At 72.9% G+C, this 18,079-nt stretch carries 18 protein-coding genes; 7 read left to right on the forward strand and 11 right to left on the reverse strand.

What is annotated here, in order from left to right:
* Positions 1–23: 23 nt before the first annotated feature.
* A complete protein-coding gene (locus tag ACIRU3_RS15580; RefSeq protein ID WP_404056391.1) occupies positions 24–314 on the reverse strand; it encodes a hypothetical protein in 291 nt (96 codons plus the stop codon).
* A 226-nt stretch (positions 315–540) separates the two neighbouring features.
* On the opposite strand from ACIRU3_RS15580, the gene ACIRU3_RS15585 reads away from it, so the two are divergent.
* Positions 541–1,497 (forward strand): GlxA family transcriptional regulator, encoded by a 957-nt coding sequence (locus ACIRU3_RS15585; RefSeq protein ID WP_404056393.1) that lies wholly within the window; start codon positions 541–543, stop codon positions 1,495–1,497.
* Positions 1,498–1,566: 69 nt separating this feature from the next.
* Here the strand turns inward: ACIRU3_RS15585 and ACIRU3_RS15590 are convergent, their stop codons facing one another.
* On the reverse strand, positions 1,567–2,049 hold the full coding sequence (locus tag ACIRU3_RS15590) for a nitroreductase family deazaflavin-dependent oxidoreductase (protein ID WP_404056395.1): 483 nt from the start codon (positions 2,047–2,049) through the stop codon (positions 1,567–1,569).
* Complete coding sequence (locus tag ACIRU3_RS15595; RefSeq protein ID WP_404056397.1) at positions 2,049–3,233, reverse strand: acyl-CoA dehydrogenase family protein; 1,185 nt, start codon at positions 3,231–3,233, stop codon at positions 2,049–2,051. Before ACIRU3_RS15595 ends, ACIRU3_RS15590 begins: the two co-directional genes overlap by 1 nt.
* 118 nt (positions 3,234–3,351) lie before the next feature.
* Here ACIRU3_RS15595 and ACIRU3_RS15600 point away from each other — a divergent pair, with 118 nt between their 5' ends.
* The 3 genes from ACIRU3_RS15600 to ACIRU3_RS15610 all read left to right on the forward strand — a co-directional run bounded on the left by ACIRU3_RS15600 (position 3,352) and on the right by ACIRU3_RS15610 (position 5,709).
* The gene (locus ACIRU3_RS15600; RefSeq protein ID WP_404056399.1) at positions 3,352–4,524 is read left to right on the forward strand and encodes a thiolase C-terminal domain-containing protein; all 1,173 of its coding nucleotides are present in this window, start codon (positions 3,352–3,354) and stop codon (positions 4,522–4,524) included.
* Between the two features lie 83 nt (positions 4,525–4,607).
* On the forward strand, positions 4,608–5,033 hold the full coding sequence (locus ACIRU3_RS15605; protein ID WP_404056401.1) for a pyridoxamine 5'-phosphate oxidase family protein: 426 nt from the start codon (positions 4,608–4,610) through the stop codon (positions 5,031–5,033).
* A gap of 10 nt (positions 5,034–5,043) precedes the next feature.
* A complete protein-coding gene (locus ACIRU3_RS15610; protein WP_404056403.1) occupies positions 5,044–5,709 on the forward strand; it encodes a pyridoxal 5'-phosphate synthase in 666 nt (221 codons plus the stop codon).
* Here ACIRU3_RS15610 and ACIRU3_RS15615 read toward each other — a convergent pair.
* From ACIRU3_RS15615 to ACIRU3_RS15625, 3 genes are read right to left on the reverse strand one after another with little or no spacing between them, the layout of a single operon-like run.
* The gene (locus ACIRU3_RS15615) at positions 5,698–6,564 is read right to left on the reverse strand and encodes a GNAT family N-acetyltransferase (RefSeq protein WP_404056404.1); all 867 of its coding nucleotides are present in this window, start codon (positions 6,562–6,564) and stop codon (positions 5,698–5,700) included. The two genes, ACIRU3_RS15610 and ACIRU3_RS15615, sit on opposite strands and share 12 nt — an antisense overlap.
* A gap of 7 nt (positions 6,565–6,571) precedes the next feature.
* Positions 6,572–6,976, reverse strand: a complete 405-nt coding sequence (locus ACIRU3_RS15620; RefSeq protein ID WP_404056406.1) for a Zn-ribbon domain-containing OB-fold protein — start codon at positions 6,974–6,976, stop codon at positions 6,572–6,574.
* Between the two features lie 22 nt (positions 6,977–6,998).
* The gene (locus ACIRU3_RS15625; RefSeq protein WP_404056408.1) at positions 6,999–7,448 is read right to left on the reverse strand and encodes a DoxX family membrane protein; all 450 of its coding nucleotides are present in this window, start codon (positions 7,446–7,448) and stop codon (positions 6,999–7,001) included.
* A gap of 416 nt (positions 7,449–7,864) precedes the next feature.
* Here ACIRU3_RS15625 and ACIRU3_RS15630 point away from each other — a divergent pair, with 416 nt between their 5' ends.
* The 3 genes from ACIRU3_RS15630 to ACIRU3_RS15640 all read left to right on the forward strand — a co-directional run bounded on the left by ACIRU3_RS15630 (position 7,865) and on the right by ACIRU3_RS15640 (position 12,650).
* Positions 7,865–9,070 carry a flavin-containing monooxygenase gene (locus tag ACIRU3_RS15630; RefSeq protein WP_404056410.1) on the forward strand — a complete coding sequence of 402 codons (1,206 nt, stop codon included), beginning with the start codon at positions 7,865–7,867 and terminating at the stop codon, positions 9,068–9,070.
* 548 nt (positions 9,071–9,618) lie between these two features.
* Positions 9,619–11,865, forward strand: a complete 2,247-nt coding sequence (locus ACIRU3_RS15635) for an acetate--CoA ligase family protein (protein WP_404056412.1) — start codon at positions 9,619–9,621, stop codon at positions 11,863–11,865.
* The gene (locus ACIRU3_RS15640; protein WP_404056414.1) at positions 11,862–12,650 is read left to right on the forward strand and encodes an enoyl-CoA hydratase/isomerase family protein; all 789 of its coding nucleotides are present in this window, start codon (positions 11,862–11,864) and stop codon (positions 12,648–12,650) included. Before ACIRU3_RS15635 ends, ACIRU3_RS15640 begins: the two co-directional genes overlap by 4 nt.
* A 3-nt stretch (positions 12,651–12,653) precedes the next feature.
* Here ACIRU3_RS15640 and ACIRU3_RS15645 read toward each other — a convergent pair whose 3' ends face one another.
* From ACIRU3_RS15645 to ACIRU3_RS15665, 5 genes are all read right to left on the reverse strand, one after another.
* Positions 12,654–13,574, reverse strand: a complete 921-nt coding sequence (locus ACIRU3_RS15645) for a hypothetical protein (RefSeq protein ID WP_404056416.1) — start codon at positions 13,572–13,574, stop codon at positions 12,654–12,656.
* 142 nt (positions 13,575–13,716) lie between these two features.
* Positions 13,717–15,123, reverse strand: coding sequence for an MFS transporter (locus ACIRU3_RS15650; protein WP_404056913.1), 1,407 nt, complete (start codon positions 15,121–15,123; stop codon positions 13,717–13,719).
* A 41-nt stretch (positions 15,124–15,164) separates the two neighbouring features.
* Positions 15,165–16,130 carry a zinc-binding dehydrogenase gene (locus ACIRU3_RS15655; RefSeq protein WP_404056418.1) on the reverse strand — a complete coding sequence of 322 codons (966 nt, stop codon included), beginning with the start codon at positions 16,128–16,130 and terminating at the stop codon, positions 15,165–15,167.
* Between the two features lie 150 nt (positions 16,131–16,280).
* Entirely contained in the window at positions 16,281–16,505 is a 225-nt protein-coding gene (locus tag ACIRU3_RS15660; protein WP_404056420.1) for an acyl-CoA carboxylase epsilon subunit, read from the reverse strand.
* Positions 16,502–18,052: an acyl-CoA carboxylase subunit beta gene (locus ACIRU3_RS15665; protein ID WP_404056422.1), complete on the reverse strand. Its 1,551-nt coding sequence runs from the start codon at positions 18,050–18,052 to the stop codon at positions 16,502–16,504. The genes ACIRU3_RS15660 and ACIRU3_RS15665 overlap by 4 nt, the downstream gene beginning before the upstream one ends.
* Positions 18,053–18,079 lie beyond the last annotated feature (27 nt).

Here is an 18,079-nt window from a genome sequence, read left to right on the forward strand (position 1 = left end):
CGACGCGTGCCGCGAGCGGTCGTTCATCCGGGCGCGCAGGCTCGGACGTCGGCGAAGGGCCGGACGGGAGGACGGGCACCGGCCCCGGGGCTGTGGGCCGACCGGCGCCAGTTCCCCAGGGCGTCGCGGTGGAGAAGGAGGACCTCGGTCCCTGTCTCGTCGAGCGCCGCGTGCTCGCGTGCTTCCCGCTCCGCGAGGGAATCGGCCAGCCGTGCCGCACGCCGCCGGGCGTCGTGCTCGTCCATGGCGTTCCGGACGACGTAGAAGTGCCTGACGGTCCGGTCCGTACCGGTGCGGAGGCGGAACCCCACCATCCACAGATGATCGATGAACAAGAGACCGCCCCCTTCGGTGGAGATGGTCGTTCTTCGCTCTCGGGGCCCGTAGCGCTCACGTTAGTGACCGGTCGAAAAGCGGCACAGCGGCTGGATCGACAAACAGCAACGGATTCCCGCCACGCTTCTGACCTGGAACTCTCTCCCCTCTGAGCCTTTTGCCCGAAGTGTTGGCATTGGCTGGATTACGTCTATCGTTGATGCCATGCACACCGTGGCGGTGCTCGCGTTGGACCGGGTGCTGGCGTTCGACCTCGCGCTCCCGGTCGAGGTGTTCGGATGCGTCCGGCTGCCGGACGGCCGACGGCCGTACCAGGTGCGGGTCTGCGGGGTGACGCCGGACGTGGACAGCGGTGTGTACGCCGTGCGGGCACCCTGGGGACTGGAGGCGCTGGCCGACGCGGACACGATCGTCGTGCCCGGCCGCTCCGATTTCAGCAGCCCGCCCGCCGAGGAGGCCCTGGAGGCGTTGCGGGCAGCGGCGGCGCGAGGGACCCGGATCGCCTCGATCTGCTCGGGAGCGTTCACCCTGGCCCAGGCGGGACTCCTCGACGGTCTCGCCGCGACCACGCACTGGCTGGCCACCGGTCTGCTCGCGGAGCTCTACCCGAAGGTGGAGGTCCGTCCGGACGTGCTGTACGTCGACAACGGCCGGCTGCTGACGTCGGCCGGGGCGTCGGCAGGCCTGGACCTGTGCCTGCACATGGTCCGGCACGACCTGGGCTCTGCCGTGGCGGCCGACACCGCCCGCCTGATGGTGATGCCGTTGGAGCGGGAAGGCGGTCAGGCCCAGTTCATCGTCCACCAGCAGCCTCCGGTGCCCCAGGGGTCGGTGATCGAACCGGTTCTCACCTGGATCGAGGAACACCTGGGCCAGGACCTCTCCTTGGAGACCATGGCGTCCCGGTCCGGGCTGAGCGAGCGGACCTTCAGCAGGCGGTTCCACGAACAGACCGGCACCACGCCCCTGCAGTGGCTGCTGTGCGCACGCGTCCGCCGGGCCCAGTATCTGCTGGAGACCACCGACGACCCGGTCGAGCGCGTGGCGGGCCAGGCCGGGTTCGGCTCGCCCACCGCATTCCGCGAGCGCTTCAAGCGGGTGACCGGAACGACGCCGCACGGCTACCGCGCCTCGTTCCGCGGTCGGCGCACGAAGGTGTAGGCCGGCCACGCGCGGCCGGCTCCTGTCCGTTGTCGTTGCGGCCGCCGAGGGCTGTCCGATCACTGCCGGTCACGGGTGCACGCGCGTCAGCCGGAACACCCTGATCTCCCGCTCCACCCGCGCCTGGTAGGTGGCGTACGGCGGCCAGAACGCAAGCAGCGCCTTCCAGGCGTCGGCCCGCTCCTCGCCCTCCAGCAGCCGGGCCGTGACGGGGATGTCCCGGCCTTTCCAGCTGATCGAGGCGTCCGGACGGGCGAGCAGGTTGTGGGTCCAGGCGGGATGGCCGGTCCGGCCGAAGTTGGAGCCGACGAGGAGCCAGCTGCTCCCCTTCCCCTCCGGCATGCAGGCCAGCGGGGTCCGGCGGGCCAACCCGCTGCGGGCGCCGGTGGAGGTGAGGATCACGCCCGGCAGCATCCGGGCGCTGAGCAGCACCCTGCCCCGGGTGAGCCGGTGGACGGCCCGGTCGAGGGCCGGGATCACATGCGGGGCGACCTTCGCGAAGGTCCGGGTGGCGGAGACCCTCTGTACGAACCGCACGCCGACGGCGACCATCAGACCGCCACCTCCCCGCGCACGAACAGCCCGGCCTCCTCGGCCGCCCGGTCCCGCAGCCGGTGCACGGGCCCGAACAGCAGCTCGTCACCGGCCGCCCGTTTGAAGTACAGGTGGGCCTCGTGCTCCCAGGTGAACCCGATCCCGCCGTGCAGCTGGACCGCCTCCCCGGCCGCACACCGCAGCGCCTCCAGCGCCTGGGCGAGGGCCAGCCCGCCCGCCTTCTCCCCGTGCGCCGTCGCCCAGGCGGCGTAATAGGCGGCCGAGCGTGCGGCCTGCACCGCCACGTACACGTCCGCCAGCCGGTGCTTCACCGCCTGGAAGGAGCCGATGGCCCGGCCGAACTGCTCCCGCTGCCCCACGTACTCCACGGTCCGCTCCAGCACCCGGTCGGCGGCCCCCACCGCCTCGGCGGCGAGCACGGCGGCGGCGGTGTCACCGAGTGCGGCCAGGGCGGGAAGCACGTCCTGCTCGACGGGGCCCAGCAACTCGGCGGGCACGTCCCGCAGTTGGATGCGCCCCTGCGGCCGGGTGGCGTCCAGCGCGGTCTGCCGGGTCCGTACGACTCCCACGGCGTCCCCCGCGACCAGGAACAGCAGGGTCCGGGACCGCGCGAACCCGCCGGTGTGCGCGGCGACCAGGAGGAGACTCGCGCCGTGCCCGTGCAGCACCTGGTCGGCCTGCCCGTACAGCCGCCATCCGTCCGCACCGTGCCGGGCCTGCACACCCCCCGCCCGGCCGCCGCCGGCCCACTCCCCACCGTTGCCGCGGGTCAGGGCGAGGGCGGTGGCGAGGGCGGGGCCGGGGACGGCGAGGGTGGCGGTGCGGGTACCGGCGGCGAGGCGGGGCAGCAGGTCGGCGCGCTGGGCCTCGGTGCCGAGGGCGAGGATCAGCGGAGCCGCGAGGACGGAGGTGGCCAGCAGCGGGGAGGGGGCGAGCGCCCGCCCCACCTCCTCGCAGGCGAGGGCGAGTTCGGTGGCCGAGCAGCCGACACCGCCGTAGGCCTCGGGGAGGGCGAGCCCGGGCAGGCCGAGCCGGTCGGCGAGGGCGGACCACAGCGCGGGGTCGTACCCGGCCGGGCTGCCGGCGGCGGCCCGCAGCTCCTCGGCGCCACAGCGTTTGTGCAGCAGCTCGCGCAGGGTGCGGCGGATCTCGTCCTGCTCGGCGGTGAGGCGCGTATCCATGGCTGATCCGATCCCTCCGACCTGATCTGACGGTGCGTCATATTAGGGCGCCCCGGGAGGGATGCCCAGGGGTGCGACACCTGCCGCGAGGCACCGGATCTGATGTACCGTCAGATTCATGAGACCCGGGAACCGGAAAGTCGCCGTGGCCGGGGTGGCCCTCTCCGACTGCGGCCGCGTGGACGACACGACCCCGTACGCCCTGCACGCCCAGGCGGCCCGCCGCGCCCTCGCGGACGCGGGTCTGGACCGCGCCCTGGTGGACGGCTTCGCTTCGGCGGGCCTCGGCACACTGGCCCCGGTGGAGGTGGCCGAGTATCTGGGCCTGCGCCCCACCTGGGTGGACTCCACCTCCGTCGGCGGCTCGACCTGGGAGGTGATGGCGGCCCACGCGGCGGACGCGATAGCGGCGGGCCACGCGAACGCCGTCCTGCTGGTCTACGGCTCGACGGCGCGGGCCGACATCAGGGCGGGCCGCAGGACGGGGAACCTCTCCTTCGGGGCACGGGGCCCCCTCCAGTTCGAGGTGCCGTACGGGCACACGCTGATCGCCAAGTACGCGATGGCGGCCCGCCGCCACATGATCGAACACGGCACGACGATCGAGCAGCTGGCCGAGGTGGCGGTCCAGGCGAGGGCCAACGCGGCCCTGAACCCGGAGGCGATGTTCCGCGACCCGATCACGGTCGACGACGTCCTGTCCGGGCCGATGATCGCCGACCCCTTCACCAAGCTGCACTGCTGCATACGCTCGGACGGCGGGGCGGCGGTGCTGCTGGTGGCCGAGGAGTACGTACGGGACTGCCGTGCCCACCCCGTGTGGATCCTCGGCACCGGCGAGCACCTCTCGCACGCCACGATGTCCGAGTGGCCGGACTTCACGGTCTCCCCGGCGGCGGTGAGCGGCCGGCTCGCCTTCGAACGGGCCGGGGTACGCCCGGCCGAGATCGACTTCGCGGAGATCTACGACGCCTTCACCTACATGACCCTGGTGACCCTGGAGGACCTGGGCTTCTGCGCCAAGGGCGAGGGCGGGGCGTTCGTGGAGAAGGGCCGGCTGCTGGTGCGGGGCGGAGAGCTGCCGGTGAACACGGACGGGGGCGGGCTGTCGGCCCAACACCCCGGGATGCGCGGCCTTTTCCTGCTCGTGGAAGCGGTGCGGCAACTGCGCGGGGAGGGCGGGGAGAGACAGGTGCGGAGCGGGGACGGGCAGCTGCCGCGCCTTGGTGTGGTGTCCGGGACAGGGGGCTGGTTCTGCTCGTCCGGGACGGTGGTCCTCGGCCGGAACTGATCGGCCGGCGCACCTCGCGGGAAGACGGTCCGTGGCGGCGGGTGTTGCCGCCGGCGACGGACGAGCCACGGGAGGAAACCGAGATGGCGTTGACCCGCGACGAGCGAGAGGCGTTCCTGGCCGAGGCGCACATCGCCGCACTGGCGGTGGACTCGGGCCCGGGCCGGGCGCCACTGGCCGTGCCGATCTGGTACTGGTACGAGCCCGGCGGGGACGTGTGGATCATGACGGGGCGGGAGTCCCGCAAGTACGGCCTCATCAGCGCGGCGGGCCGGTTCACGCTGATGATCGACCGGCTGGAGCCGACGATCAGGTATGTGTCGGTGGAGGGCCCGGTGGTCAGGACGACTCCGGCGACCATCGACGAGCTGCGGGAGATCTCGGCGCGTTACCTGCCGGCCGGGAAGGTGGACGGATATGTCGACTTCGCCTGGAAGAACCACGGGGAGCAGGTGGTGATCCACATGCGACCGGAGCGGTGGGTGTCGTCGGATCTGGGCCAGGTGTGAGCATGAGGGGATGGGAACTGATCTCCACACACTGCTGAGGTCGCTACGGGTGTGGGACGCGGGGACGACGACGCTGCCTCCCTTCGACCCGGACAAGGCGCCGCCGACACCGCTCCCTCTGTTCACGAGCTGGTTCGCGGAGGCGGTGGAGGCCGGCCAGCCCGAGCCGCACACGATGTCGCTCGCGACCACCGACGAGCAGGGGAATCCGGACGTACGGATCGTGATGCTGCACGGCGCCGACGCGGGCGGCTGGTCCTTCGCCACCCACGCCACCAGCCGCAAGGGCCGGGCCCTGGGCGCCCACCCGTACGCGGCCGTGGTCTTCTACTGGCCGGTGCTGGGGCGGCAGGTGCGGGTGCGGGGCCCGGTGACCTCGGCGCCGTCGATGGAGAGCCAGGCGGACCTGCACGCACGCTCCACGGGCGCCCTGGCGGCGGCGCTCACGGGTCGGCAGAGCGAGGAGCTGTCCTCGGCTCAGGAGCTGCGGAAGGCCTCGGAGGCCGCCTGGGAGCGGGCCCGGCGCAACCCGGCGGAGCCGAGCGAGACCTGGACCCTGTACCGGCTGCGTCCGGAGACGGTGGAGTTCTTCCAGGGGGATGCCGACCGCCGGCACGTACGGCTGGAGTACCGGCGTACGGAGTTCGGCTGGAGCAGGGGACTGCTATGGCCGTGAGAACTCGTACACCGCGAAGTCGGCGACCCCCCGGTATCCGATCCGCTGGTACAGCCCGTTGCTCGTCGGGTTCGCGAGGTCGGTGAACAGAAGGACCTCGTCCGCCCCGCCCTCCAGCGCGACCCGGCTCACCTCTGCGGTGACCGCGCCCGCATACCCGTGGCCGCGGAGCCGCGCCGGGGTGTACACCGGGGCCACCCGCACCTGGCCGGCCGTCTCCGGTGTCACTCCGGCCATGGAGACGGGCGTGCCGTCGGGGGTTTCCCACAGGGTGATGCCGCCGTGGGCGATACGGGCGTCGGTCCACTCGCCCGCGTCCTGGACCGGGCTGAGCCCGGCCGCGTCCTTGAATTCCAGGTACCAGCGGATCACCAGCTCCCGGTCCCTGGGCCCGGCCACCCGGGCCCGGCCCTGCGGACGCACGGCCGGTGCGGTCAACTCGTGCAGACGGTAGAGGCGTTGGCGCTTGCTGATCGCGCCGGGCGTGCCGGTGTGCCGGTGCCAGGCCGTCGTGAAGGCGGCCGCCGTGTCCCGTTCGGCCGTGAAGCCGGGGACCGGGTGGCCCAGCCGGGCCAGGTGCGCCGCCAGCGACTGCGCCCACTGCGGTGTGAGAGGCGTGACGTGCAGGGGGTGCGGTGGGGTGTGGAGCAGGGTCGCGCGTACCGCGCCGTCCGCGTCCTCCAGCGTTCCGAAGAGCGGGGCCTCCTCGCCGAAGAGGTGCAGCCCCCGCCGGTGCAGCGCGTCCGTCACCGTCAGCTGCAGCGTGTGCAGGGCCGGCCGGGAGCGCAGGAACGCGCCGGCCCGGGAGAGGAACGCGTCCAGGTCTTCGGTCAGTCGCCAGGTGTCCGGATGCACCCCGGCATCATCCACGCCGTCCGGCCGGCTTGAACACCGGTTTTCCCTCCCGGAACGTCACCCGCAGGGGCATCCCTGCCGCCGGCTCTTCCGCCGCGCACTCCACCAGCTCCGTCATCATCCGCGGGCCCTCCGCCAGGTCCACCACCGCGGCCACGTACGGGACGCGGTCGCCGAAGGGCGGGAGGTCGTTGCGGTGGACCGTGGACCATGTGTAGAGGGTCGCCCGGCCGCTCGCCTCCTCCCAGGCCACCTCCTCGCTCCAGCAGTGCGGGCAGAACTCGCGGGGGTAGTGGTGGGCCCGGCCGCAGTCCGCGCAGCGGCGGATCAGGAGGCGGCCCTCGGCGGCCGCCTCCCAGTAGGGGCGGGTGAAGCCGTCGATCTCGGGGATGTCGAAGCGTGCCGTGGTCATCGCAACCGCCCCGTCGTCCGCATCAGAACCACCCCAGTGCGGCGTCCAGCGACCACGTCTGCCACGCCATCCCGAAGAAACCGACCACTGAGATCAGCGCCATCATCGAGTTCTGCCCCTGCTCCGCCCAGTCGTGGATCATAAGGACGAAGTAGACGGCGTTCAGGACCAGGCCGCCGAGCAGGGCCACCGGGGTCAGGAAGCCCAGGATCAGGCCGAGCCCCAGGGCGAGTTCGGCGTACGCCACGATGTACGCCATCAGTTTCGGCCTCGGTTTCACCACCGTCTCGAAGCCCGCCCGCACCGGGGCCCAGCGGTGCTTCTCCGCCACGTCCGCCGCCCAGGCGATGCCCGCCCCGCGCTCGAACCAGGCCTTCTTGTCCTTGTGCCGCCAGCTCTCCAGCCACCACAGGCCAAGGCCTATGCGCAGCACCGCGAGCCACTCCGCACCGTCGAGCCAGATCGCGTCCATGACATCTGACGGTACGTCAGATCGTACCGAAAGCCGAGAGGTGTGCCGTCGATCGGCTGTGCGCCCGCCGTGCAGCCGGACTCGGACACCCCGGCGACGACGTGAAACCACCTCCGCCAGCGGGACGACGGCCACGGCGCGAGCACGGACCCGGGCGACGCCATCGAGTGGATCACGGAGATCTCCGGTCACCGGAAGGACGGCAAGAGCCGGCCCCCGGGGATCCCCGTGCAGGACCGCGGTGCCTTGCGCCGCATCCGGGCCGGTTTCGACCAGCTGCGCCTTCGCGGCTTCCGACGATCCGAGGCGGCTACGACACCTGATCCACCCACATCTCCCACAGGCGTGATCGATCCGCAACCAATTCCGGTCTTGACCGAGACCCATCAACCGGGTGGGTGATTACGCTCCCGCTCATGGCCGTCTCCCCTCCCTCCCCCGCACACCTCTCCCGGACCCCCGCGGACCGCCCCGTCTACGTCATCGGCGCGGGTCCCGGCGGACTGGCCACCGCGTACGCGCTCCGGGCGCGGGGCATACGGGCCGTGGTCCTGGAGAAGGACGACCGGGTGGGTGCCTCCTGGCGGCGCCACTACGACCGGCTCCACCTGCACACCACCCGGCGACTGTCCGCCCTGCCCGGCCTCCCCATGCCCCGCAGGTTCGGGCGCTGGGTGTCCCGGGACGACGTGGTGCGGTACCTGGAGAAGTACACCGAGCACCACGAGCTGGAGATCGTCACCGGTGTCGAGGTGTTCCGCATCGAGCGGTCCGGGGACGGCGAGGGCTGGCTGCTGCACGCCTCCGGCGGGCGGGAGCTGACCGGCAGCGCGGTGGTCGTCGCCACCGGCTACAACCACACCCCGAAGGTGCCCGAGTGGCCGGGCCTGGACGGCTACGGCGGGGACTTCCTGCACGCCGGCCGGTACCGCAACGCCGAGCCGTACGCGGGCCGGGACGTGCTCGTGGTCGGCGTCGGCAACACCGGTGCCGAGATCGCCGTCGACCTGGTGGCGGGCGGGGCGGCGCGGGTGCGGCTGGCGGTGCGCACCGTTCCGCACCTGGTGCGCCGCTCGATCCTCGGCTGGGCCGCCCAGTACACCGGCGTGCTGGTGCGCCGGCTGCCCGTGCGGCTCGTCGACCGGCTCGCGCGGCCGCTGGCCAGGCTCACCGTCCCCGACCTGTCGGCCCACGGGCTGCCCCGGCCGGACACCGGCTGCTACACCCGGGTCGGCGAAGGCGCCATCCCCGTCCAGGACGTCGGTCTCATCGACGCCGTACGCACGGGGAAGGTGGACATCGTGGCGGCCGTCGAGGGGTTCGAGGACGGGAAGGTCGTCCTCGCCGACGGGAGCCGGATCTCGCCGGACGCCGTGATCGCGGCCACCGGGTACGTCCAGGCGCTGGAGGGTCTGGTCGGGCATCTGGGGGTGCTGGACGGTCGGGGCAGACCGGTGGTGCACGGCTCCCGCACACCGGCGGACGCCCCCGGCCTGTACTTCACCGGATTCACGAACCCGATCAGCGGAATGTTCCGCGAACTCGCCCTGGACGCACGGCGCATCGCGCGCGCCGTGGCCGCCGCGGTCAGCGGGGCGGGCGCGGACTCCCGACGGCGGTGAACGCCTCCACGTAGGCGCCCAGGGGGTTGCGGTCCGCGCGGCGCCGGGCCAGGACCAGGCGGGTGGGGGCACGTCCCCGACGGGGACGCAGGTGACGCCCTCGACGCCGCGCCGGCGCACCGCCCGCTCGGGGACCAGGGCCACCGCACCCTGCCGGAGGATCGCGTGCAGGCACTCGTCCGGCGAGTGCACCCGGGGCCCTTCGCGGAAGGGCAGGGCTCCCGGTGGCCGCGGAACGCGGGGTCGGCGCCGTCCGGGAGGCGGACCGCGGGCAGGCCGTGCGACCGGCGCGGCGCAGGGAGTGCCGCGCGGCGAGCGGAAAGACTCATTGACGGCAGGGGCACGCACCCTGTGGAACGCAGTCATGGAAACAGCGGCCCGGGCGGCCGTTCCAAGACCAACTCGACACCCCGTGGCAAAGATTCGGGACCGGCAAGCCCCCGACCGGTTCCTGACGCTGCGTCAGTTCAGTAATCTGACAGTGTGTCAGTTAACTGCTGTCCCTCAGTGCTGTCCCCCAGCACTGTCACACAGGAGCGGGCGGAACGATGCTTGGATCAACCCACGGCACCCTCACCACCGACTCCCGCCGGGCCCGGGTCATCGCCTGCGGCGAGCAGCGGCCCGGACCCGCCGTCCACGGGCGGGCCGACCCCACGGACGGCGGATCCGGCGGGGCCGACCTCGATGTCGGCGGACGGCCGCTGTACGCGGACGTACCGGATCTGGCCCGGTTCTTCCGGCCCGAGTCGGTCGCCGTGATCGGCGCCTCGGACGCCGAGGGACGGCCGAACACCGGAATCACCCGGCAACTGCTGGGCTGGGCCGAGCGGGTGGGGGCGCGGGTGCACCCGGTGCATCCGACCCGGCCGTCGGTGTTCGGCATCCCCTGCGTCGCCTCCGTCGCCGGCCTGCCCGAACAGGTCGACCTGGCCGTACTGCTGGTGGCCGATCCGCTGCCGGTGATCGAGGAACTCGCCGAGGCCAAGGTGAAGTTCGCCGTCGCCTTCGCCTCCGGGTTCGCGGAGACCGGCGAGGCCGGTGCCGAGGCTCAGGAGCGGCTCGCGGACGCCGTACGGCGCTCGGGGCTGCGGCTGCTCGGGCCGAACACCAACCTGAACGCCTTCGAGCGGTTCCGGGAGGATCTGCCGGGGCCGGCGATCGCGCTCATCACCCAGTCGGGACACCAGGGCCGGCCCGTCTTCGCCCTGCAGGAGCTGGGCATCCGGCTCTCCCACTGGGCACCGACCGGCAACGAGGCCGACCTGGAGACCGCCGACTTCATCTCCTACTTCGCCGAGCGGCCCGAGGTCGGCGCCATCGCCTGCTACGTCGAGGGGCTCAAGGACGGCCGCGCCTTCCTGCTGGCCGCCGACCGCGCCGCCCGCCGCAAGGTGCCGGTGGTCGCGGTGAAGGTGGGCCGCACCGAGGCGGGGGCCCGCACGGCCGCCTCGCACACCGGCAAGCTCACCGGCGCCGACGACGTCGTGGACGCGGCCATGCGGCAGTACGGCGTGCTCCGCGTCGACGGACTCGACGAACTCCAGGACACGGCCGCCCTGTTGGCCCGGGCCCGGCCGCCGCGGGCCGAGGGCGTCGTCGTCTGTTCCATCTCCGGCGGCACGGGTGCGCATGTCGCCGACCTGGCCGCCGGGAGGGGGCTGCGGCTGCCCACGCTGTCGGAGGAGCGACAGGCCGAGCTGCACCAGTGGATCCCGGAGTACCTGAGCGTGGCCAACCCGGTCGACAACGGCGGGCATCCGGTGGGCGACTGGCGCGGCCGGAAGATCATCGACTCGATCCTCGCCGACCCGGAGGTGGGCGTGCTGATCTGCCCGGTGACCGGGCCCTTCCCGCCGCTCAGCGACAAGCTCGTCCAGGACCTGGTCGAGGCGGCCGAGGAGACGGACAAGCTGGTGTGCGTGGTGTGGGGGTCGCCGGTCGGCACCGAGCCGGCGTACCGGGAGGTACTGCTCGGCTCCTCCCGCGTGGCCACCTTCCGGACCGTCGGCAACTGCCTCACCGCCGTCCGCGCCTGGCTCGACCACCACCGTTTCGTGAGCCACTACCGCTCCCCCTTCGACGAGGCCCCGCGCACCCCGTCGCCCTCCTTCCGCAAGGCCGAAGCCCTGATGCGGCCCGGGCAGCAGCTCAGCGAGCACGCGGCCAAGCAGCTGCTGCGCGCCTACGGCATCCGGGTGCCGCGCGAGCAGCTGGTGACCAGCGCGGCGGCCGCCGTCCGGGCGGCCGGGCAGGTCGGCTACCCCGTGGTGATGAAGGCCTCCGGCGCGCAGATCGCCCACAAGACCGAGCTGGGCCTGGTGAAGATCGGGCTCACCTCGGCCAGCCAGGTCCGGGACGCCTACCGCGAACTGACCGACATCGCCCGCTACGAGGGTGTCTCGCTGGACGGTGTCCTGGTGTGCCAGATGGTCGAGCAGGGCGTCGAGATGGTCGTCGGGGTGACCCACGACGAGCTGTTCGGGCCGACCGTGACCGTGGGGCTGGGCGGGGTACTGGTGGAGGTACTGCGCGACGCCGCGGTCCGCGTTCCGCCGTTCGGCGAGGAGCAGGCCCGGGACATGCTGGCCGAACTGCGCGGACGGGCCCTGCTGGACGGCGTCCGCGGCCGGCCGCCGGCCGACCTCGACGCGCTCGTGGAGGTCGTGCTGCGCGTCCAGCGCATGGCCCTCGAACTCGGCGGGCAGCTGGCCGAGCTGGACATCAACCCGCTGCTGGTGCTGCCTCGCGGGCAGGGCGCGGTGGCACTGGACGCGCTGGTGGTGTGCCGATGAGCGAGCCGGTACGGCATGAGGTACGCGAGCATGTCTCGTACGTCACCCTGGACCGGCCCGAGGCGCTCAACGCCCTCACGCCCGGCCAGCGGGACGTACTGATCGGGCTGCTGGCACAGGCGTCGGAGGATCCGGACGTACGGGCCGTCGTCCTCACCGGAACCGGACGCGGGTTCTGCGCGGGTGCCGATCTGCGGGGCGGTGCGGGGGACCGGGAGCGCGTCCCGGGGGATGTCGCCCGCACCCTGCGCCTCGGCGCCCAGCGGCTCATCGCCACCGTGCTGGACTGCGAGAAGCCGGTGATCGCCGCCGTGAACGGCACGGCCGCCGGGCTCGGCGCGCATCTCGCGCTCGCCTGCGACCTGGTGCTGGCGGCCGAGTCGGCCCGGTTCATCGAGGTGTTCGTGCGGCGCGGACTCGTACCGGACGGCGGTGGCGCCTATCTGCTGCCCCGGCTGGTGGGGCCGCAGCGGGCCAAGGAGCTGATGTTCTTCGGGGACGCGCTCCCGGCGGCGGAGGCGGAACGCCTGGGGCTGGTCAACCGGGTCGTCCCGGACGGCGAGCTGGAGAAGACGGCCAGGGAGTGGGCGACCCGGCTGGCCGCCGGCCCGACCCGCTCCCTGGCCCTGACCAAACAGCTGGTGAACGCCTCCCTCGACGGCGACCGGGCCGCCGCCTTCGCCGCCGAGGCGGCGGCACAGGAGATCAACATGACGACCGAGGACGCCCGGGAGGGCCTGCGGGCGTTCGTGGAGCGCAGGGGGGCGGAGTTCCGGGGGCGGTGAGGCTCAGGCCCCCCGATGGAGGATCCGCAACGTGCCCCCGTCCGGATCGCCGAAGAGCACGAACAGCTCGGGGGCGTCCGTGGTGCCGCCGAAGGACCAGTGGGTGTCCTCCCCGCAGTCCCCTTCGAGGCGCAGAAGGATGCCGTCGCGGCCGCCGCTGTCCTCGCCGTCCTCGGGTTTCCAGGAGCCGACGCCGTCGCACCGGACGAACTCCTTGCGGAGCCAGTCGTAGTCCGGGGGCTGGGCCGGCAGACCGATGGCCTCGGCGCGCCCGCCGGGGTGCAGGCGCAGCACCGCCCCGTGCGGACCGTGCCACTCCCCGGCGAGCTGGGCGGTGGTGAGCTTCGGGGGCTCGTACTCCGCGATCAGCCCCGTCTCGGTGGCCAGCACCCCGCCGCCGAAGGCCAGGACGAACAGGGCGACCGAGCCGAGCGCCGCACGCCACCAGACACCCCACGGACGCCAGGTGCGGCGGCGGACGTAGCCGACGCCGAGCGTGGGCAGGACGCCCAGGGCCGCCGACACCGCAACCGTCGTGGTGAGCGGCCAGGACCAGAGCAGGGCGCTCAAGCCGCCCAGGACGAGGGCCGGAACCACCGGGGCCACCAGGTGCCAGAGCCAGGAGGGGCCGCGCAGGCGCCGGCCGGCGAGGCGGGCGAGCACCACCGAGGGCAGGGTCAGGACGAACGTCTGCGCCATGCCCAGCACCGGCAGCAGCAGCGGCGCGAAGACCAGAAAGCAGAGCGCGCCGAGGGCGCCGCCGTTGCCGACGCCGTAGTTGTCGCGGCTGAAGCTCTGGATCCACACCAGCAGCCCGGCCGCCGGAACCTGGGCGCCGCTCAGCGCCGCGGCCGCGCTCAGATCGGCAGCCGCCCAGGTCAGCCTGCTGTTGCCGCGTCTTTCGTCTGTCTGTTCCCACCCCATGGGCGGCAGGGTACGTGTGGCCCGGCGCGCGTACGGCGGCAGGGCCCCGGGCCGGGCCGAGGACACCGTTGTCCTCGGAGCGGCCCGGGGCCCTGCCCGGGTGGGGCCGGCCGGCGGCGGGGGAACGATGCCGGCCGGCTGCTCAGCGTCGGCGCAGACCGGTGTAGGCGAGCGCCGAACCGGCCAGGACGATCGCCGCGTCGACCAGGAGCGCGGTGTGGATGCCGTCCAGGGTGGAGCCGGTGGCGTTCATCCGGGCGGTGGCGATGGAGCTGAGCACCGGGATGCCCATGGTGATGCCGACCTGCTGGGTCATCGAGGTGAGGCCGGTGGCCAGGCCCTGCTCGCCGTCGGGCAGGCCCGAGGTGGCGGTGACCATGTAGCCGACGATCGCGGAGATGTGGCCGAAGGCGCCGGCCGAGGAGGCGGCCAGCATCAGGGCGAGGGAGCCGCCCCCGCCGTTGCCGACGAGGAACAGCGCGCCGGTGGCCACCGCCTGCAGCAGCAGGCCCGCGCCGAGCACGGTGCGGTTGCCGAAGCGGCCGATCAGGCGCGGGGCGGCCAGGCCGCCGGCGAAGGCGGCGACGCCGATGCCGCAGAAGGCGAGGCCGGTCTGGAGCGGGGTGTAGCCGAAGACCTCCTGGAGGTAGAGGGTCAGCAGGAAGATGACCGAACTCTCCATGGTGAAGGTGATCAGGCCGCCGAAGTTGCCCCACTTGACGGTCTGCCGGGTCAGCACACGGACCGGGGCGAGGGGTGCCTTGGCCTTCAGCTCGATCAGCCAGAAGGCGCCGAGGAGGAGGACCCCGGCGGCGATGGTGGCCAGGGCGACCGGGTCGCTCCAGCCGTGCTGGCCGGCCTCGGTGACGCCGTAGACCAGGGTGAGCAGGCCGCCGGTGACGGCGATCGCACCGGGTATGTCGAGCTTGGTGCGCTCACCGCGGCTCTCGGGGATGACGGCGGGCGCGGCGAGCAGGATGGCGGCGGCGACGGGCACGTTGATGAAGAAGGCCCAGCGCCAGCTCAGCAGGTCGGTGAGGATACCGCCGAAGATCGCGCCGATGGTGAACCCGGCCGAGATCAGGGTGCCGTTGAGGCCGAGCGCCTTGTCGCGCAGGGGTCCCTCGGGCAGCGAGGTGGTCAGCAGGGACAGCGCGGCCGGGGTGGCCAGCGCCGAGGCGAGGCCCTGGGCCACGCGGGCCCCGAGCAGCATGCCGGGGCTGGTGGCGATGCCTCCGACGAGGGAGCCGGCGGCGAGCAGGCCCATGCCGATGAGCAGCATGCGGCGGCGGCCGGCGAGGTCGGCGAGGCGCCCGAACAGCAGGGTGAAGCCGGCCGACGGCAGCATCATCGCGGTGGAGATCCACTGCAGGTTGGCCAGCGAGAAGCCGAGGCCCTTGCCTATGTCGGGCAGGGCGACGTTCAGGATGGAGAAGTCGACGGCCAGCATGAACTGCGAGCCGAGCAGCAGGGTGAGAACCAGGCGCTGACGCGAGGTCATGTGCGTCGCCGGTGGGGCGGCGGGCGCGTCTACGGCGGTGGTAGCCATCACGTTCCAATCGTGGTGGTGGGCGGGACGGGGGGCGCGGGTCAGGGGCTCACGGTGAGGACGGCGTTGCCGGTGATGCGGCGGTCGCGCAGGTCGCCGAGGACTTCGGCGGTGCGCGCCCAGTCCTCGACGCGGCCGATGTGGGGGTTGAGCCGCCCCTCGGTGACGAGCCGGACCAGCGTCTTCAGATCGGCGCCGAAGGACTCGTCGAAGTGCTCGTAGTGGAAGTGGCGGATCGTTGCCGAGCGGGGCCCCTTGAAGAAGTTGAAGAAGCTCAGCTCGGCGGGCTTGCGGGAGGCCTGGCCGAACCAGATCAGCTGTCCGCGCTCCTTCAGCAGCGCAAGGGCGCGCGGCGTGGAGGTGTCGCCGACCGACTCCAGGACGATGTCGAAGGGCCCGGTGGTCACCTCGTCCAGGTCCTGGACGACGGTGGCACCCAGCTCGGCCAGCCGCTTGCCGCGTTCGGCGGTGGCGGTGACGGCGGTGACCTCGGCGCCCTGTCCGGCGGCGAGTTCGGTGACGTAGTGGCCGACTCCGCCGGAGGCACCGGTCAGCAGGATCCGCCGTCCGGCGACCGGGCCGGCCACCCGCAGCAGGCGCAGGGCGGTGAGCCCGGCCAGCGGGAGGGCGGCGGCGGTCTCGAACGAGACGTCGTCGGGGAGTACGGCCAGGGAGTGGGTGGGGACGGCGGCGTACTGCGCCCAGCCGTTCGCCGGCGGGTGGCCGACGACGCGGGTGCCCTCGGCGGGCCCGGAGCCGTCGGCGGCCGCCCGGACGACCACACCGGCGATGTCCTTGCCGGGACGGGCTCCGTTCGGGCGCAGCGGCCCGTGCAGCTGGAACACCTCGCCGCGGTTCACGGAGAACGCCCTCACCTCGATGAGCGCCTCGTCGGCCGCGGGCTGCGGCAGCTCGGTCTCGCCGGGCTCGACCATCTCCTCCGGCCGGCCGGTGGGCAGCAGTGCCCGGACGGGGCGGTCGGCTGCGGGCTGGACGACTGCGGGCATGACTGACTCCTGTGAGGTCCACGGAAGGGGTGTGAGGGGTGACTTCTCCCGCCGCCGAAGCGGGGGGCGGGCGTTCCGGCCCGTGTTCAGCACGCTAGGAAAGGGCTCGGGGCCGCTCAAGGAAAGTGCCACCGAGGTGCGTCCGGGGTGTCACCTAAGTGACATCGGCGCCGAGCGCCAGGTGGCGGGCTGCGGACTGCGGGCGGGGTGACGCCAGGTGGCGCGGGGGCGTACGTCGGCCTGGCGGGGCGCGGCGAACGCCCGGCGGGCGGCCAGGGCGTGCAGCACGGCGACCACGGCGGCGAGTTCGTCCTCGTCGGCGCTGCCGCGCACCAGGCGCACCGTGGCGGGCCGAGGGGTGCTGGAGGTGCTCATACCGGCTGGTTCCCGTGCTTGCGTTCGGGCAGGTGGGCGTGTTTGGCCCGCAGCATCCGCAGGGAGCGGACCAGGACCTCACGGGTGCGGCGGGGGTCGATGACGTCGTCGACCAGACCGCGTTCGGCGGCGTAGTACGGGTGCATGAGCTGCTCCTTGTACTCGGCGACACGGCGGGCGCGGGCCTGTTCCGGGTCGTCGGCGGCGGCGATCTCGCGGCGGAAGACGACGTTCGCCGCGCCCTCCGCGCCCATCACGGCGATCTCGTTGGTGGGCCAGGCGAAGGACAGGTCGCAGCCGATGGAGCGGGAGTCCATGACGATGTAGGCGCCGCCGTAGGCCTTGCGCAGGATGACCTGCACACGGGGCACGGTCGCGTTGCAGTAGGCGTACAGCAGCTTGGCGCCGCGTCGGATGATGCCGTCGTGCTCCTGGCCGGTGCCGGGCAGGAAGCCCGGCACGTCGACGAGGGTGACGAGCGGGATGTTGAAGGAGTCGCAGAACTGCACGAACCGCGCACCCTTCTCGGAGGCGGCGATGTCGAGGACGCCGGCCTGCACCTGCGGCTGGTTGGCGACGATCCCGACGGTCTGTCCGCCGAGCCGGGCCAGCGCGGTGATCAGGTTGGGCGCCCAGTGTTCGTGCAGTTCGAAGAAGTCGCCCTCGTCGGTGATCTCCTCGACGACCCGGCGCATGTCGTAGGCCTGGCCGGGGTGATCGGGCACGAGGTCGGGCAGGGCGTCGCAGGAGCGGTCGGCGGGGTCGTCGGTGGGCTCCTCGGGCGGCAGTTCCCGGTTGTTGGCGGGCAGCAGCGACAGCAGGTGGCGTACGTCGGCCAGGCAGGACTCCTCGTCGTCGTGGACGAACGCGGAGACGCCGGAGCGCGCCGAGTGGACGTCGGCCCCGCCGAGTTCGTCGTGGCCGACCTGCTCGCCGGTGACGGCGTGCACGACATCGGGGCCGGTGATGTACATCTGGGCGGTGCCGCGCACCATGAACACGAAGTCGGTGAGGGCCGGGGAGTAGGCGGCACCTCCCGCGCAGGGGCCGAGGATCACGCTGATCTGCGGGATCACGCCGGACATGCGCACATTGCGGGTGAAGATGCCGCCGTACCCGGCGAGCGCGGTGACGCCTTCCTGGATTCGGGCGCCGGCGCCGTCGCTGAGGGCGACCAGCGGCGCGCCCGCGGCCTCCGCCAGATCCATGATCTTGTGGATCTTCTGGGCGTGGGCCTCACCGAGCGCGCCGCCGAAGACCCGGAAGTCGTGCCCGTAGACGAACACCTGCCGTCCGTCGACCGTGCCCCAGCCCGTGACGACGCCGTCGCCGTACGGCTTCTTCGCCTCCAGCCCGAAGCCGGTGGCCCGGTGCCGGCGCAGCCCCTCCACCTCGGTGAACGAGCCCTTGTCCAGCAGGAGTCCGATGCGTTCGCGGACGGTGAGCTTACCGCGGGCATGCTGACGTTCCGTAGCTGCCGGGTCGGGGCCGTCGGCCGATTCCCGTTTGATGCCGGCGAGTTCGCCGAGCCGATCGCGCAAGGACATCCCCTCGCTCCTTTCGATTTCCGTTCA

The organism is Streptomyces sp. NPDC101151 (assembly GCF_044768335.1).
Lineage (GTDB): Bacteria > Actinomycetota > Actinomycetes > Streptomycetales > Streptomycetaceae > Streptomyces.